Source organism: Variovorax sp. SG517 (assembly GCF_013376045.1).
Lineage (GTDB): Bacteria > Pseudomonadota > Gammaproteobacteria > Burkholderiales > Burkholderiaceae_C > Variovorax.
Genome location: NZ_JABMJG010000007.1, coordinates 269,150 through 284,896 on the forward strand (window position 1 = coordinate 269,150; position 15,747 = coordinate 284,896).

The following is a 15,747-nucleotide window of genomic DNA, read 5'->3' on the forward strand; positions in this document are numbered from 1 at the left end:
CCGTCAGATCAGCATGTCCTGCGCCTCGTCCTCGAAGCCCTCGACCGGCCGGGCCTTGGCCAGCGCCAGCCACACCGCGAACGGAATGCGCTCGAAGGCGCGGTGCACGGCCGCGCGCGCCACCACGAGGCGCTCGCCATCCAGCACCATCACGCCGCACTCGGCCGGCACCTCCTCCGGCTTGGCGATGCAGCGCCCCTTAGCATCGTTGCCCAGCACGTACCAGCACTCGCCGCCCAGGTCGAGGTACGCAGCGCGCTTGTCGGGCTTGCGCAGGTCACCCAGCAGGTCGGCGCGGCTCACCTTCACCTCGTGCACGATGGGGTGCGCATAGGCTTCCACGGTGGTATTGCGGATCGAGAACACGTCGGGCCGCGCCATGCACCAGCGCGGCTTGCCGCCCTCTTCCAGCGGCGGCAGGCGGGCCCGCAGGCCCAGGCCGCGCCATGCGATGCGGCCGCCGCGCGTCATCTCGCGCGCCACGCGCTCCACCAGCGCCTCGTGCGGCGACAGCGCCGCGCGGTTGACGGTGAGCGTGGTGGCGATGCGCGCGATGCCGGCGTCGGTCACGCGCAGCGTCTCATGTCCGTGCGCCGTGCGCACGCGCTCCAGGTAGCCGCCCGCGAGCAGTTCGACTTCGATGGTGTCGCAGCACGGCCAGCCGGCCGAGCGGTAGATCTCGCGCAGGCGCCGCGCATGCAGCTTGCCGAAGGGCACGGCCGTCTGCATCGGCGGTGGCGGGTCCACCACGGGCGGCGGAAAGCCGGGGTCGGTCACCGGCGGCTCGCCCGGCGGCGGATCGCCCTCCGGCGGCGGCATGGGCGGCTGCAATGGCGGAGGCAGGGGCACCGGCACGTCGGGCGCGGGTGGCGGTGGGCCGATGGGCATGGCAACGACAGGATCGAGAACGGCTGATTCGGACATGGCAAAAGCAGGTTAGCGAAAAGCGGCGGAAGGCGCGAGGCATGGAACGTTCGGTTGCATCCGGTCTCTTCCCTCGCTTCAGTGAAAGTCCCGGCTCGTGTTGCTCTGCGCGAGCCGGCCCATGAGTGGCGTCAGGTCCTTGAAGCCGGTGGCGATCAGATGCTGCACCTTGCCGCCGCTGTCGTCGTCGCGTTGCCAGGTGCCCTGCACCGCGAGCAGGTGCGACTTGAGCAGCGGCTCGCGCCAGGCCTCGATGACGTGGCTCCAGACGATCACGTTGACGTTGCCGGTCTCGTCCTCCAGCGTGACGAAGATGGTGCCGTTGGCCGTCTGCGGGCGCTGCCGCCCCTTGACGATGCCGCAGGCGCGCGCTGTCTGCCCGCTGGGCAGCGAACGCAGCTCGGCCGCGCTCATGAGCTTCATGCGCGCAAGTCGCGGGCGCAGCAGCGCGAGCGGATGACGCCGCAGCGTGAGCCGCAGCGACGCGTAATCGCCCACGATCTCCTCGCCCTCGGACGCGGCCGGCAGCAGCAGCGCCTGCTCGTTGATCGGCACGCCCCGCAGCAGGGCCGGCGCGCGGCGCTGCGCGGTGGCGTCCCACACCTGCTGGCGCCGGTGGCCCGAGAGCGACATCAGCGCATCGGCCGCGGCCAGCGCGGCCATGTCCTTGCCGTCGAGTTCGGCGCGCAGGGCGAGGTCTTCGGTGCTCGTGAAAGGTGCCTGCGCGCGTGCTTCAAGCAGGCGCTTGACACCGCCTTCACTAAGGCTCGCGATGCGGTTCAGGCCCAGCCGCACCGCGGGCTGGTCCTCCCTGCCCAGGCGCTCGGCATAGCGCTCGTCGGTGCCGGCCGGCATGCGTGGAACATTGGGGTCGCGGGCTTCGAGCGTGGTGTCGAAATCGCTGCGCGTGACGTCGACCGGGCGCACCTCCACGCCATGGCGGCGGGCGTCCTGCACCAGCTGCGAGGGGCTGTAGAAGCCCATCGGCTGCGAATCGAGCAGCGCGGCCAGGAAGCAGGCCGGCTCGTAGTTCTTGAGCCAGCTGCTCACCGTCACCAGCAGCGCGAAGCTGGCGGCGTGGCTTTCGGGAAAGCCGTAATCGCCGAAGCCCATGACCTGCTTGAAGATGGCTTCGGCGAAGGCTTCCTTGTAGCCGTTGTCGACCATGCCGCGCACCAGCTTGTCATGAAATTTTCCGAGGCCGCCCTTGCGCTTCCATGCGGCCATGGCTCTGCGCAGCTGATCTGCTTCGTCGGCTGTGAACCTGGCCGCGATCATGGCGATCTGCATCACCTGCTCCTGGAAGATCGGGATGCCCAGCGTGCGTTCCAGCGCCTCGCGCAGTTCCTCTTTTTCGTAGTGAATCGGCAAGCCCTTGCGCACCCGCTCCCGCTGCTTGAGATACGGATGCACCATGCCGCCCTGTATGGGCCCCGGCCGCACGATGGCGACCTCGATCACCAGGTCTTCGTAGGTGAGCGGCTTCAGGCGCGGCAGCATCGACATCTGAGCGCGGCTCTCGATCTGGAACACGCCGATGGTGTCGGCGTCACAGATCATTTCGAACACCTTCGGATCGTCGCTGGGTATCTGATGCATCTCCAGCGCCGAGTTGCGCCAGCGGTTCATGTGCTCCAGTCCGCGGCGGATCGCGCTGAGCATGCCGAGCGCGAGCACGTCGACCTTGAGCATGCCCATGGCTTCGAGGTCGTCCTTCTCCCACTGGATGACGGAGCGATCCTTCATCGACGCCTTCTCCACCGGCACCAGCCGCGTGAGCTTGGTGTGCGTGAGCACGAAGCCGCCCACATGCTGGCTCAGATGGCGCGGAAAGCCCTTGAGCCGCTGCGTCATCTCGATCCAGTGCATCAGCTTGAGTTCGTCCTCTTCGACACCGACACGAGCAGCAGCCTGCCGCAGCTGCTCGCCGAGCACGGTGTCGTCGAACCAGTAGTGGTCCTTCGCGAATTCGTCGATCAACCGCTCGTCGATGCCGATGGCCTTGCCCACGTCGCGCAATGCGCTGCGGGAGCGGTAGCAGATGACGACGGCGGCGATGGCTGCGCGATGGCGGCCGTACTTCTCGTAGATGTACTGGATGACCTTCTCGCGCTCCTGATGCTCGAAATCGACGTCGATGTCGGGTGGTTCACGGCGCTCGCGGCTGAGGAAGCGCTCGAACAGCAGGTGCCCCTTGGCCGGATCGATCGCCGTGATGCCAAGGCAAAAGCAGACCGCCGAGTTGGCCGACGAGCCACGCCCCTGGCAAAGAATGTTCTTCGAGCGGGCGAAGCGCACGATGTCTTCCACGGTGAGGAAGAACATCTCGTATTTGAGCTCGATGATGATGTCGAGCTCTTTCTGTACCTGTGCCTGTACCTTCTCGGGAATACCGCCTGGATAGCGATTCCGCGCGCCTTCCCACGTCTTTCGCACCAGCGTCTGCGCTGGCGTCTCGTCGTTGCCCAGGTTTTCCAGCGGGTACTTGTAGTTCTCCCGGATCACCTCCGGATCGAACCTGCACCGTTCCATCACCACCAGCGTGTTGTCCAGCATCTGCGAGAGATACAGCTCGGCCAGCCGCACGCGCTGCCGCAGGTGCCGCTCGGCGTTCGACTGCAGTGCAAAGCCGCACTCGGCGACCGTCTTGCCCTCCCGCACGGCTGTCAGAACGTCGTGCAGCGGCTTGCACGAGCGCGCATGCATGTGCACGTCGCCGGCAGCCACCAGCGGCACGCCCGCGTCCTCGCCCGCTTGCATCAGCGTCACGAGCCAGAGGTCGTCGTCGAGTTCGTTGAACAGTTCAACCGCCAGCCAGAGGTTCTCGCCGTACAGCGCCTTGGCAGCCAGCAGGTCTTCGTGCAGCGTGGCCGTATCCATCGCGCCGCCGGGGTTGCGATTCGGTACAAGGAGAACCTGGCAATGCTGCAGCGACGCCACGTCGCTTTCTTCCCAGCTCACGCGGTACTCGCCCTTGGGCAGCTCGGTGTTGCGAGCGGCGGTGATGAACTCGCAGAGGTTGCCCCAGCCCTCGGTGTCGTTCGCGATCACCACGAGCCTGAAGCGCTCGAAGCGGAACTCGCTGCCGAACAGCAGGCGGAAATCGGCGTTGCGCGGGATTGGCAGCTCGTCAGGACAGCTCCTCGCGTAGTCGTCGATCTTTTTCTCCATGTCGCGCAGGCACACATGCGCCCGCACGATGCCGGCCACGGAGCATTCGTCGGTGATGGCCAGCGCCTTGTAGCCGAGCTGGTAGGCCCGGTCCACGATGTCCTCCGGCGTCGAGGCACCGCGCTGGAAGCTGAAGTTGGTCAGGCAGTGCAGCTCCGCGTAGTCGGGCAAGTCGAACGAAGGCGGCTTGCGCAGCGGCACCGGCAGCGCATGCACCTTGGCGGGCTGCCGCCTGCTTTCCTGCTTGCCGCTCAGCTCAGGCATAGAAGCCTTGCAGGTACCAGCGGACCTCGCCGGAAGAAAAACGCGCTGCGGGCCGCTCGCGGAAGATCCACACCAGCCCGGCCTCGGGGCTTTCCGCGACGTAGTAGTCGCGCATCGCGGGCTGGCCGCCTTCTTCCTTGTCGCCCCACCAGCCGGTTTCGACACGCTGCGGGCCGATCAGCCGACTCAGCGGGCCGCGGTAGCAGGGGCGCTCGCCGTCCATTTCTAGCAGCAGCGGCTCGGGCAACAGCCACGGCGGGTAGACGGCGTCGGGCTGCGAGGCCGCTGCGGCAGCCGCCTTCCGGCTCTTGTCGCCGGCCGGCTTCTCCTTGTCCTTTTCCTTCTGCAATGCAGGCCGCCACGCCTGCTTGCGCTCGGGCCGGTGGTCGGCCTGCGCAGACGGCACCACCACCTGCTGCGGACCGAGCCGCACGCTGAGCCGCTCGACCATCTCGTGCAGCCTGTCGCCCTTGCGGTTGTCTTCCGGCAGGAAGCTGGTGCTGGCGCCGGCCCACGGGTCGGTCTCGAGCGTGCGCAGCCTGATCCAGCTCGCGGGCGCGGCCAGCGTGGCGAGGGCCAGCTTTTCGGACAGCAACCGGCGCAGGTGCGCCATGTCCTGCGTGGGTTCTGCCGTGCGCACGGTGAGCTGCTCGTGCGGCGGCAGGTTCACGCCGTTGAAGCGCCGCAGGTCGAGCGTCCATTGCAGCTCCAGCGCACGCACGCCGCGTTGGCGGGCGCGCAGCCAGAGCTGCAGCGAGGTCAGCAGCCGGTTGGCCGACCACATGAGTTCGGGCGCGGTCTCGGCCAGCGCGGGCAGCTCCAGCTTCTGCTCGAACACGTCGGGCAGCGTGAGCCATGAATGGCTTTCGGGGCGAAGGCCCCAGGCGATGTCTAGCGCCTCGCGAAGCCCGGTGCCGAAGCGCCGCGTGAGCCCGCCGCGCGGCAGCGCCGCCACATCGCCCCAGGTGCGGCAACCCAGGCGCGCCAGCAGGTCGAGGTGCTCATGCGCGGCGCTCAGCGTGTCGAGCGGAAGGCCGGCAGGCACGTCCTTCGGGCGCTTCTCGTCGCGCACGAACAGTCGCAGCCGCGCCAATGCGATCAGGCTGGTGGCGCCCTGCGTGCCCAGCATGCGCGCGTCGGGCGCGGGGTTGTCGGCCTGCAGCAGGCGCATGAGCTGCATACGCCCGCCCCAGAGGCGCTCGCAGGCGGAGACTTCGAGCATCAGCGCCTCGTCGAGCCAGGCGACGTGGGGCGTGTACTTCAGGGCCCACCAGCCCAGAGCCTCGGGCGTGGGCATGGTCGCCAGGGCATCGGGCGTGTCTGGCGTGCCGGCTTCAGGCAACCACCGCAAGGCGATCCAGTGCATCCTGGCCTCCTTTCCATGCGTCGATGCGCACCACCGTGGCCGAGGCTGCCGGTTCGCCCGCAGGGGCCACGCCCTGCTGCTGCAGGCGCAGCTTGCGCCGCAGCCGGGCGGCGGCCAGCAGCGCGGCCATGCGCTCGTTGCGGGCAGGCAGCATCACCGGCGCGGCCAGCGGCGGGCCTCGGCGCTTGAGGATGTGCAGTTCGATCTGCGACGCATCGGCTTCGCTGCGATCGGCCCGGATGCGCAGCCGCGCGGGCGATGCCGACAGCGCCACCGACTCGGGCCGGCACACGAAGAGCAGCACCTCGTGCTGCGCGGCCGCCAGCTGCAGCCGCCGCAACTCGCCCACCCGCGCCTGCGGCAGCCAGGCGACGACGGCGGACACGTCGGCGCAGCGCAGCGCCTGCTCACAGGCCCACAGCCGCGCGGCCGGGGCCTCGCTGCGCACCCACATCAGCGCCTCCACCGGCAGCCCCTGCGCCGCGAGCGACGCGCCGCAGGGCTCGTAGGGCGCGCCGATCAGCACCACCGGCCCGCCCCGCGCGGCCACCGCCTGCGCCAGCGCGAGCAGCAGCAGCCGCCAGACATGAGCCTCGGGCGCGGGCAGCAGCAGTTCCGTCATCGCGCCGACCGGCCAGCCGCCGCCCGGCAGCTCGGCGTCGAGCGCAGCATGGCCGGTGGCGACGACCTGAGCGTCGGCCAACCCGAGCTCGTCGGCGTGCCAGACGCCGCGGCCCGCGGCAGCGGAAAAGGAATCGAGGAAAGGAAGGCCCATGGCGATGACTGTTAACTGTATTTTCATACAGTATTTCGCAGCCTACAACAGGAACGCCGCTTTCCCTGTTTTTCTTCTTTACCGTCGGCCTTCACATTCCTGAAGCTCATGCGAAGGCGAAAAGAAGTCGTTTGAGCCCGGGGCGCCGCTTCGCTCCAATGGCCCCATCCACAAGGAGCCACGCATGACCACCCAGAGCACCGTCACCGCAGGCCTGAACTACCTCCAGCCCTCCGCCCTGCGCCCCTTCAGCTACACCTTCCAGCCCCCGCCCGACACGCCATGGGAAAGCGGCAGCTACGAGCTGCGCCCCATGCCGATCGCCGACGCGCGCACCGCCGCCACGCCGCCCGACATCGAGCGCGAGGGCTTCGTGCTGCGCGATGCGCCCACGGCCGTGCGCGACTTCCTCGACGACGCGGAGGTCGAGGCCGTCTACCACCGCGAGGTGGCCGAACTGGCGCTGGCCGTCACCGGCGGCGCGCGCGCCTATGTGTTCGACCACCTGGTGCGCCGGCGCGAGGCCGACCGCGCCGCTTTAAGCTTCGGCCGCCGCGCGACCGACGGCCGGGCCGCCGCCAACGGCCGCATCCACAACGACTACACAGAGGAATCGGGCCGCCGAAGACTCGCGCTGGTGCTGACCGACCCCGAAGAGGCCGCAGCCGTGCGGCGCTACTGCATCGTCAATGTCTGGCGCTCGATCAAGGGGCCGGTGCTCGACACGCCGCTGGCCGTGTGCGACGCGCGCTCGGTGATGGCGAAGGACCTGGTCAGCGCAGAGGTGCGCTATCCGCGCCGCACCGGCGAGATCTATCTGGCGACGCATTCGCCCACGCACCGCTGGTCGTACTTCTCCGCGATGGACCGGCACGAGGCGCTGGTCTTCAAGCAGTACGACTCGCAACTCGGCGGCGTCTCGCGCTACACGCCGCACGCGGCCTTCGACCACCCCGAAACGCCCGCCGACGCGCCGCTGCGCGAGAGCATCGAGGCCCGCTGCCTGGTGGTGTTCGAATGAGCGCCGCACTCGAGTTCTGGTTCGACTTCGGCAGCAACTACAGCTACCTGAGCACCATGCGCATCGAAGCCGATGCCGCCGCGCACGGCATCGCCGTCCGCTGGCGGCCCTTCCTGCTGGGGCCGATCTTCCGTTCCTTCGGCTGGGAGTCTTCGCCCTTCGTGCTGCAGAGGGAAAAGGGCGACTACACCTGGAAGGACATGGCCCGCCAGTGCCGCAAGTACGGCCTGCCGTGGCAGCGGCCAACCCACTTTCCGCGCCCGGCCGTGCTGCCGCTTCGCATCGCGCTGGTGGGTGCCTCGCAGCCGTGGATGGGCGAGTTCTGCCGCCGCACCATGTCGATGAATTTCGCCGAGGACCGCGACATCGATTCGCCCCAGGCAATGCACGAGCTGCTGGGCTCGCTCGGCCTGCCGGCGCACCGCGTCATCGAGGAGGCGCTGTCGGACACCAACAAGCTGCGGCTGCGGCAACAGACCGAGACGGCGGCCGAGAAAGGCATCTTCGGCGCGCCCACGTTCTTCGTGGACGACGAGATGTTCTGGGGCAACGACCGGCTCGACGAGGCGATCGCGTTCTGCAAGGCGCAGGCCTCAGCCGACTGACGACCTTCGCGCCTCGTCCACCAGCCATTCGGCGACGTGGCGCACGTCCTCGCGCGGCGATTCCTCCGCCTGGATCAGCCAGTAGGCATGGCCCGAGGGCTGCTCCGGCACCGGCGCGGCGATGCGCACCAGCCGGTTCTCGTCGAGCAGCGGCTGGATCAGCTCCAGCCGCCCCAGCGCCACGCCCTGCCCGGCCAGCGCGGCCTGGATCAGCTGGTCGTACTGGTTGAAGTGCAACACCGCCTGCGGCTTCGCGTCGGCCCAGCCCACCGCCGCGAGCCAGTCCTTCCACTGCAGCCAGGGGTGCTGTGGATCGTCGAAGGCCAGAAGGCACTGGCCGGACAGCACACCGGGCCCATCGAGCGAGCGCAGCCCGAGCGAGGGGTGCGCGACCGGCGCCACCGTCTCCCCGAAGAGCCGCACCGACCCGGCCGGCGCCAGCGCGGGCGTGGTGTAGCGGATGGCCAGGTCGATGCCCTCGTTGCGCAGGTCGGCCAGCCGGTTGTTGGAGGACACACGTACGTCCACGCCCGGATGCAGCTTCTGCACCTTGCCCAGCCGCGGCAGCAGCCACAGCCCCGTCATGCCGATGCTCGCGCTCAGCGTCACGGGGCGCTGCTCGCCGGACTGGCGGATGCCGCCCATCACGTCCTGCAGCTGCTGCACGGCGCCGTCGGCGCTGCGAAAGAGCCGCTCGCCCTCGGGCGTGAACGAGATCGAGCGGTGCCCGCGCACCAGCAGCGCGACGCCGAGCTGCGATTCGAGCGCGTGGATCTGCTTGCTGACCGCCGACTGCGTGAGGCACAGGTCCTGCGCAGCGAGCGAGATGCTCATGCGCCGACCCACCGCGACGAAGCCCCGCACCAGGTCCAGCGAAGGCATGCGAAGCAGGGAGAGTGGCATTCCCATGGTGAATATGAGGCAGCGAAAAGGCGGATTGGAGCACAGGGTGAGGCATCGCGCCCGCCGTCGCGCCACCGGATACTGGCCGGCGATGCCACCCCGGAACGACCTCCCCGCCCTCACCCGCGCCGAACTGCTCCGCCTGGGCGTCGCGCTGTGCGCCGGCGCCGCGTTTCCGGCCTTCGCCCAACCCCCGTCCCAGCCCACGATGAACACCCGCCCCATTCCCTCCACCAAGGAAGCGCTGCCCGTGATCGGCTGCGGCACCTGGATCGGCTTCGACCAGCGCCCCGGCAGCGAGGAATACGCGCGCCTGCCCGGCGTGCTCGACGCCCTGTTCGCGGCCGGCGGCACCTTGATCGACAGCTCGCCGATGTACGGCCGCTCCGAGGAAACCACCGGCGAGTTGCTGGCCGCATCGAAGCAGCAGGCCCGGGCCTTCCTCGCCACCAAGGTCTGGACCTCGGGCCGCGAGGCCGGCATCGCGCAGATGGAGCAGTCGTTCGCACGGCTACGCACGCAGCGCATGGACCTGATGCAGGTGCACAACCTCGTCGACTGGCGCACGCACCTCGCCACGCTGCGCGGCTGGAAGGACCAGGGCCGCGTGCGCTACATCGGCATCACGCACTACACCGCTTCGGCCTACGGCGAGGTCGAGGCGGTGCTGAAGGCAGCGAAGCTCGACTTCCTGCAGATCAACTACTCGCTCGATGCGCGCGAAGCCGAGCAGCGGCTGCTGCCACTGGCCGCCGAGCGTGGGCTGGCGGTGATCGTCAACATGCCCTTCGGCGGCGGCGGACTGCTGCGCCGGCTGCGCGACAAGCCGCTGCCGCCATGGGCCGCCGAGATCGGCTGCACCAGCTGGGCGCAGGTGCTGCTGAAGTTCGTGCTGAGCCACCCGGCCGTGACCTGCACGATCCCGGGCACCAGCCGCCGCGAGCACATGGCCGACAACGCGGCGGCCGGCGCGGGCAGCTTTCCCGACGCGGCCTTCTGGCGCCGCGAGGCGGCCGCTATTCGAACTTGACGTTGTGCTCGCGCACGGTGGCGCCGAAGGCGTCGTACTGCGTGCGGAAGAACTCGGCGAACTTTCCGGGGCTCATGCCGTAGCCCTCGAAGCCCTGCTGCACCAGCTGCGCGTGCACCTCGGGGCGCTTCAGCGTGTTCTGAAGCTCCTGCGAGAGCCTGTCGGTGATCGCCTGCGGCAACCCCGGCGGGCCGAAGAAGCCGGCCCAGGGCGTGATGGTGAGCTTGCCCAGCCCCAGCTCGCCGCCCGTGGGCACGTCGGGCAACAGGGCGCTGCGCTGCGGCAGCAGCGTCACCAGCGCGCGGATGCGCCCTTCCTTCACGAAGCCCGGCGCCAGCGTGCCGGTGGTGAACATCATCTGGATCTGCCCGCCCAGCAGATCGGTCATGGCCTGCATGTCGCCCTTGTAGCGCGCGTTAACCACCTTGCGGTCACCCAGCAGCTGCAGCATCGCGAGCTCCGAGGCGCTGTTGCTCGACGCCGAATTGAGCGCGCCGGGCTTCGACGCAACCAGCGCCAGCAGCTCGTTCACGCTCTTCACCGGCAGGCTCGCAGGCACCACCAGGAACATCGAGAACTGCCCGGCCGAGCTGATCGGCGTGAAGGCCTTGAAGGGGTCGTAGGGCGGCGTCGGCCGCAGCGTGGGCGCGGCCACCATGGCGGTGTTGGTGCCCATCAGCAGCGTGTAGCCGTCTGGCCTGGCCGACGATGTGGCCTGCGCGGCGAGCACGCCGTCGGCGCCGGGGCGGTTCTCCACGATCACCTGCTGGCCGAGCTGCTTGGCCAGCCCCTCCGCGATGATGCGCGAGAGCACGTCGGCCCCGCCGCCGGCCGCGAAGCCGACGATCAGCTTCAGCGGCTTGTTGGGGAACGCATCGGCGCTCCATGCCGCCGTGCCGGGCAGTGCCGCGGCCGCGAGGGCCGCCAGGGTCAGGGTTCTGCGTCGCATGGGATGCCTCCGCTTCAGAAGAGATGGCGTACGCCGAATTCCCAGCCGGTCGAGCGATGCCCGACCGCCGGTGCCACGCCGCCGCTGACCACGTAGCGCCCCTGCCCGCTGTTCATCAGCCGTGCGTAGGTGCCGTAGAGCGCGGTGCGCTTCGACAGGTTGTGCACGTAGCCGATGCCGAACTGCCGCGCGTCGTCGCGGTTGCGCGGCATGCCGTTGGCGTTGCGCAGGCTCTCGTCGCTGCGGTCGTCGAGGTAGGCGTAGCTGATGCGGATGCGCCCGACCTCGAAGGCCGGGATGTGCGCACCGATCTCGGCCGTGTTCTTGCGCACCGTGCCGGCCGCCAGCTTCACCGTCACCTTGTTGTAGAGCGCGAAGAACTTGGCGAAGCCCGCGTCCCACGAGCCGCCGATATTGGCGTGCGTGTAGTTGCCGACGGTGGCGGTGGCGTTGAATTTCGAGCGCGTGACCGCCGCCGCCACGTCGAAGGCGCCCGATGCGAAGCCGAAGCGCGCTCCGGCGAAGTTGCCGTCGTGGCGGTTCGCCAGGGTCGAGTCGTTCTCGCCGGTGCCCACCATCGCCATGCCGTAGAAGCCGCCGAGGTTGGGCGGCAGCCAGTAGCTCACGGTGTTGCTGCCGGTGATGGTGGTGGGCAGCGGCCCCGTGCCCACGGCCGCGAAGGTCAGGTTGCCCGCGCGCGCCACGCCGTTGGCGTTGAAGGGGTCGAAGTAGATGCTGTTGTAGTGCGTGGGAATGAAGTCGTGGCCCAGCCGCAGTTCGCCCAGCGTGTCGGACGAGAGGCTCACGAAGGACATGCGGTCGAAGGTGATCGGGCCCGCCGTGCCCGCGCCGCTGGCCTGGTTGTTGGAATTGCTCGGGCGGCCGGTGCCGGTGTCGGGGTTCAGGCTGCCTTCGAGCCAGAAGCCCGCGCGCAGGCCGCCGCCCAGGTCCTCGGTGCCGCGAAAGCCCAGCCGGCTGGTGGAGAGCCCGCCGTTCGACAGCGCCTTCACCGAGCCGCCGCCCGGGCCTGCGCCGTTCGTGTACTGGATGCCGAGGTCCATCACGCCGAACACGGTCACGCTGGATTGGGCCTGTGCCACGCCGGCGCCGGCCAGCCCCAGCGCCGACCACATCAAGATTCTCTTCATGGTTTCCTTGTCTCCTGCTTCTTTTCTTGGGTTGAAAACTCTGTCGAACTAACGAAGGCGCGCAGGGCTGCGCCACCGGGTGCGGACGGGGGTCCGCACCGGTTGGCGAAAGCCTGGGTTGAAAAAGGCCTAGCCCGGGGGCACGGTGCGTTCGGTGCGCACGAGCACCGCGCCCTTGGAAAGCGGACTCACGTTGCGCCGGTACTGCTGCAGCCAGCCGGTGTCATGCATCAGCGGGGGCGCTTGCCAGCCGTCGCGGCGCGCCTGCAGTTCGGCGTCGCTCAGGTCGATGTCGAGGCGGCGCGCGTCGAGGTCGATGGTGATGACGTCGCCGTCGCGCACCAGACCGAGCGGCCCGCCGAGCGCGGCCTCTGGCGACACCTCGGCCACCACGAGGCCCTTGCAGACCAGCCCCGAGAGGTGCCCGTCGGTCAGCAGCGCGACCTGGTCGCCGAGCCCCGCGCCGTCGACGGCGAAGACCACGCGCGATGCGCCACCGCCCATCGCCGGACCGCCGCAGGCACCGGCGCCGCGCATCACGACCACCTGCCCAGGCACGATCTCGCCCTTCTTCAGCGCGGCGATGGCCGCGTCCGAAGTCCAGAAGCACACGGCCGGGCCGGTGAAGCGGCGCACCTTGCGCTCGGCGATGCCGGTCTTGATGAGGCCCGACTCCGGCGCGAGGTTGCCGCGCAGCAGCACGATGGCCGGCAGCGGCGCCACCGGCCGGCCGATGGGGCGGATCACTTCGGCATTGGCCACCTCGGCATCGCGCAGGTTGTCGGCGACCGTGCCGCCGGTGACGGTGCGCACGCCGGTGTCGAGCAGCGGCTCCAGTTGCTTCATCAGCGCGCGGCAGCCGCCGGCCGCCTCGAAGGCTTCGATGGAGTCGTTGCCGATGGGCCGCACGCCGGCCAGCACCGGCGTCTCGGGGCCCAGGCGCTCGAACATGCCGTACACGTCGACGCCGGTCTCGCCCTCGGTCGCCACCGCCTGCAGGTGCTTGGCGGTGTTGAGCGAGCCGCCGATCGACAGCACCGCGCGCACCGCGTTGGCGAAGGCGCCGGGCGTGAGGATGTCGCGGGGCTTCAGGTCGTCCCACACCATCTGCACGATGCGCGTGCCGGCCGCGCGCACGTCGGCCATCATCTTCGGGCTCAGCGCGGCCACCGGCGCGCTGCCGGGCAGCGCCATGCCGAGCGCCTCGCAGACGATGTGCATCGAGTTGGCAGTGCCCAGGCCCGAGCACACGCCGGGGCCGCGGATGGCCTCGCGGCTCATGCCCACCAGTTCCTCAACGGGAAGATTCCCGGTGACGGCATGCATCGCGCCGATGAACACCTCCTCGATGTCCATGTGGTGGCCCTTGTACTCGCCGCTGGGCTGATAGCCGCAGGGCACGAGCAGCGTCGGGATGTTCAGCCGCGCGGCCGCCATGAGCTGGCCCGGCACGGTCTTGTCGCAGGAGGTAAGGCAGACCATGCCGTCGAGCTGCGCGCCTTCGACGGCCACCTCGATGTCGTTGGTGACGAGGTCGCGCGCACCGAGCATGTAGGCGCCGCGTGCACCCGCACCGGTGATGAAGTCGCTGGGCGCGGCGGTGCGGATCTCGAAGGGCACGCCGCCCGCTACGCGGATGGCTTCCTTGATCTCCGCCGCCACGCGGTCGAGGTGGCTGAAGCAGGCGGCCAGCTCCGAGGAGCTGTTGACGATGGCGATCTTGGGTTTCTCGCAGTCCTCCTCCGGAATGCCGAGCGCGCGCCAGTGCGCATTGCGCACCGACCAGAGATAGGAGCCGCGCGGGAAGTTGCTGCGTAGCGGGCGGGTCATGCGGCACCTTCCTGTTTCTTCTTCGTGATCTCGACCACGCCGCGGTCCGCGTCCACGCGCACCCAGTCGCCGGTCTCGATGCATTCGAGCGGGTCGCGCTCGAAGTCCGTCATCGCGGGCGAGTGCGTGACCACGGCGCCCAGCGCCATCTTGGTCGTCATCTCGTTGAAAAGGAACGCGGCAGGTGCCGAGTTCATGAGCCGCGTCATGTGGAACATGGCCGACCAGCCCGAGGAGCCCTTGGCCCCCGGAAACACCAGCACCTTGCCGGCGAAGCTCTGTCCGCGCAGCTCGTGCCGCGTCTCGATGACGGTGCCGGTGCGCGGATCGATGCCGCCCCAGCCCGAGATGCGGTCGCGCGTGACCAGCGCGTCGCCTTCCGCCACGCCGCCCACCACCTTGCGGCCGCGGATGACGATGGTTTGTTGTTCGTTCATGACTGCAGCGTTCATGCGTAGGCTCCGTTCCAGCGCCCGGTGCAGGCCGCGTCGATGCATTCGGCCGTGCTGCCGAACCAGGCCTGCACGCCGAGGATGGCGGGCAGGTAGTGCGCCTGCTTGGCGGAATCGAGCGCGACGGTCTTCGTGCCCTTGGGCACGGCGCGGCTCATGGCCGAGCAGCTGTCGCCCATGATGATGCCGCCCGCGTCCTCGATGATCTTGGTGTAGCCGTTGCGGTCGGCCAGCGCCTTGATGGCGCGCGGCGTGAAGATCCACAGCTCGCAATCGGGGTGCACCTTGCGCCCTTCGATGAGCTGCGCGGCCTCCCAGATCTGCTCGATCGTGTAGTGCGGGCAGCCCAGCATCACGTACTGCACCTCGGCGTCCCTGGCCGTGATGTTGATCTTCTCGTAGGTGGCGCGGCGCTCGGCCTCTCCGTAGCGCAGCACCTCCACCGGCGCCTTGCCGCCGAGCGCCTGCTCCAGCGTCAGCGCCTCTGGCGTGACGCCAGCGATGTGATACATCTCCACGCCGCCCGAGGACGAGGCCGCCGCGCCGAAGTGCTTGAGCCTCGGCAGGTTGGGCACCCGCGAGATGCCGCGCCGGCTGTGCACCACCGGCACGCGCTCCTGCACATGCTCGCCGATGTAATAGCCGAGCAGGCCCCAGTCCTGAACCGACTCGACCTCAATGTCGAGCTCGACCACGTGCGTGGCGTGGCGGTTCTGGTCGAGGTGGTAGCCCCAGTACGGAATGCGGCCGGTGAGCATGGCCGCGCCGGTGCTCTCGCGGCCTTCGGTGTTGGTGCGCGCGCCCAGCACCGAATTGCAGTACACGACCGCCGACGACTCCATCCACGCGCAGTGCTCGCCGCGCGTCGGGATGTTGCCGACCTGGTAGGGCGTGCAGGTGTTCATGATCTGCGCGCCGAGGCCGGCCGCGTGGCGCTCGCTCTTCTCGTAGAAGCGCACGATCTCCTCGCTCACGCCCATCCGCTCGGGCTGGCCGGGGTCGAAGCCCAGCTGCAGGTGGCTGGTGAAGACCTTGAACTTGGGGATCTCGACCGTCTCCTGGCTGTCGAGGCTGAATTCGGAGAACACCGCGTCCATGCCGCCGCCCTTGGCGAGCGCGAAGTCGCGCTGGAAGGGCGTGGTCGAGGTGATGGTGGCGCACACGTTGCGCGTCTCGACCAGTCGCTCTGCCCCCAATGCCTCGCCGTAGCGCATCAGCAGGTCCATCGCCTTCTGCACGGCCGGGCCGTCGCGGCCGTCGTACATGGCTTTTTCTTCATCGCTCAGGTGCATGACCTGTGTCTCCGTTC

Annotated in this window: 13 protein-coding genes; 3 read left to right on the forward strand and 10 right to left on the reverse strand. The window is 69.2% G+C overall.

Annotation, left to right across the window (positions count from 1 at the left end):
- Window positions 1–3 precede the first annotated feature (3 nt).
- The 4 genes from FHT32_RS22455 to imuA all read right to left on the reverse strand — a co-directional run bounded on the left by FHT32_RS22455 (window position 4) and on the right by imuA (window position 6,500).
- Window positions 4–924 (reverse strand): hypothetical protein, encoded by a 921-nt coding sequence (locus tag FHT32_RS22455; RefSeq protein WP_176666818.1) that lies wholly within the window; start codon window positions 922–924, stop codon window positions 4–6.
- Window positions 925–1,002: 78 nt separating this feature from the next.
- A complete protein-coding gene (locus tag FHT32_RS22460; protein ID WP_176666819.1) occupies window positions 1,003–4,359 on the reverse strand; it encodes an error-prone DNA polymerase in 3,357 nt (1,118 codons plus the stop codon).
- A complete protein-coding gene (locus FHT32_RS22465) occupies window positions 4,352–5,725 on the reverse strand; it encodes a DNA polymerase Y family protein (RefSeq protein ID WP_176666820.1) in 1,374 nt (457 codons plus the stop codon). Before FHT32_RS22465 ends, FHT32_RS22460 begins: the two co-directional genes overlap by 8 nt.
- Window positions 5,694–6,500, reverse strand: coding sequence for a translesion DNA synthesis-associated protein ImuA (gene imuA, locus FHT32_RS22470; RefSeq protein ID WP_176666821.1), 807 nt, complete (start codon window positions 6,498–6,500; stop codon window positions 5,694–5,696). The genes FHT32_RS22465 and imuA overlap by 32 nt, the downstream gene beginning before the upstream one ends.
- Window positions 6,501–6,684: 184 nt before the next feature.
- Here imuA and FHT32_RS22475 point away from each other — a divergent pair, with 184 nt between their 5' ends.
- Window positions 6,685–7,521, forward strand: a complete 837-nt coding sequence (locus tag FHT32_RS22475) for a CmcJ/NvfI family oxidoreductase (protein WP_176666822.1) — start codon at window positions 6,685–6,687, stop codon at window positions 7,519–7,521.
- Entirely contained in the window at window positions 7,518–8,126 is a 609-nt protein-coding gene (locus FHT32_RS22480; RefSeq protein WP_176666823.1) for a 2-hydroxychromene-2-carboxylate isomerase, read from the forward strand. The genes FHT32_RS22475 and FHT32_RS22480 overlap by 4 nt, the downstream gene beginning before the upstream one ends.
- Here the strand turns inward: FHT32_RS22480 and FHT32_RS22485 are convergent.
- Window positions 8,115–9,029: a LysR substrate-binding domain-containing protein gene (locus tag FHT32_RS22485; protein WP_176666944.1), complete on the reverse strand. Its 915-nt coding sequence runs from the start codon at window positions 9,027–9,029 to the stop codon at window positions 8,115–8,117. The two genes, FHT32_RS22480 and FHT32_RS22485, sit on opposite strands and share 12 nt — an antisense overlap.
- Before the next feature lie 91 nt (window positions 9,030–9,120).
- On the opposite strand from FHT32_RS22485, the gene FHT32_RS22490 reads away from it, so the two are divergent.
- Window positions 9,121–10,059, forward strand: coding sequence for an aldo/keto reductase (locus tag FHT32_RS22490; protein WP_371132236.1), 939 nt, complete (start codon window positions 9,121–9,123; stop codon window positions 10,057–10,059).
- Here the strand turns inward: FHT32_RS22490 and FHT32_RS22495 are convergent.
- From FHT32_RS22495 to FHT32_RS22515, 5 genes are all read right to left on the reverse strand, one after another.
- On the reverse strand, window positions 10,046–11,008 hold the full coding sequence (locus FHT32_RS22495) for a tripartite tricarboxylate transporter substrate binding protein (protein WP_176666824.1): 963 nt from the start codon (window positions 11,006–11,008) through the stop codon (window positions 10,046–10,048). The two genes, FHT32_RS22490 and FHT32_RS22495, sit on opposite strands and share 14 nt — an antisense overlap.
- A 14-nt stretch (window positions 11,009–11,022) precedes the next feature.
- Complete coding sequence (locus FHT32_RS22500) at window positions 11,023–12,156, reverse strand: porin (RefSeq protein ID WP_176666825.1); 1,134 nt, start codon at window positions 12,154–12,156, stop codon at window positions 11,023–11,025.
- A gap of 129 nt (window positions 12,157–12,285) precedes the next feature.
- Window positions 12,286–13,986 (reverse strand): dihydroxy-acid dehydratase, encoded by a 1,701-nt coding sequence (locus FHT32_RS22505; RefSeq protein WP_176666826.1) that lies wholly within the window; start codon window positions 13,984–13,986, stop codon window positions 12,286–12,288.
- A complete protein-coding gene (locus tag FHT32_RS22510; protein WP_176666827.1) occupies window positions 13,983–14,438 on the reverse strand; it encodes an aconitase X swivel domain-containing protein in 456 nt (151 codons plus the stop codon). Before FHT32_RS22510 ends, FHT32_RS22505 begins: the two co-directional genes overlap by 4 nt.
- Window positions 14,435–15,730 (reverse strand): aconitase X catalytic domain-containing protein, encoded by a 1,296-nt coding sequence (locus FHT32_RS22515; protein WP_176666828.1) that lies wholly within the window; start codon window positions 15,728–15,730, stop codon window positions 14,435–14,437. Before FHT32_RS22515 ends, FHT32_RS22510 begins: the two co-directional genes overlap by 4 nt.
- Between the last annotated feature and the right edge of the window lie 17 nt (window positions 15,731–15,747).

Coding starts and splice junctions, on each gene's coding strand:
- FHT32_RS22500 (WP_176666825.1), bottom strand. CDS start 12,156: ATGAAGAGAATCTTGATGTGGTCGGCGCTGGGGCTGGCCGGCGCCGGC.
- FHT32_RS22480 (WP_176666823.1), top strand. CDS start 7,518: ATGAGCGCCGCACTCGAGTTCTGGTTCGACTTCGGCAGCAACTACAGC.
- FHT32_RS22465 (WP_176666820.1), bottom strand. CDS start 5,725: ATGCACTGGATCGCCTTGCGGTGGTTGCCTGAAGCCGGCACGCCAGAC.
- FHT32_RS22505 (WP_176666826.1), bottom strand. CDS start 13,986: ATGACCCGCCCGCTACGCAGCAACTTCCCGCGCGGCTCCTATCTCTGG.
- FHT32_RS22455 (WP_176666818.1), bottom strand. CDS start 924: ATGTCCGAATCAGCCGTTCTCGATCCTGTCGTTGCCATGCCCATCGGC.
- FHT32_RS22495 (WP_176666824.1), bottom strand. CDS start 11,008: ATGCGACGCAGAACCCTGACCCTGGCGGCCCTCGCGGCCGCGGCACTG.
- FHT32_RS22515 (WP_176666828.1), bottom strand. CDS start 15,730: ATGCACCTGAGCGATGAAGAAAAAGCCATGTACGACGGCCGCGACGGC.
- FHT32_RS22460 (WP_176666819.1), bottom strand. CDS start 4,359: ATGCCTGAGCTGAGCGGCAAGCAGGAAAGCAGGCGGCAGCCCGCCAAG.
- FHT32_RS22485 (WP_176666944.1), bottom strand. CDS start 9,029: ATGCCACTCTCCCTGCTTCGCATGCCTTCGCTGGACCTGGTGCGGGGC.
- FHT32_RS22475 (WP_176666822.1), top strand. CDS start 6,685: ATGACCACCCAGAGCACCGTCACCGCAGGCCTGAACTACCTCCAGCCC.
- FHT32_RS22490 (WP_371132236.1), top strand. CDS start 9,121: ATGCCACCCCGGAACGACCTCCCCGCCCTCACCCGCGCCGAACTGCTC.
- imuA (WP_176666821.1), bottom strand. CDS start 6,500: ATGGGCCTTCCTTTCCTCGATTCCTTTTCCGCTGCCGCGGGCCGCGGC.
- FHT32_RS22510 (WP_176666827.1), bottom strand. CDS start 14,438: ATGAACGCTGCAGTCATGAACGAACAACAAACCATCGTCATCCGCGGC.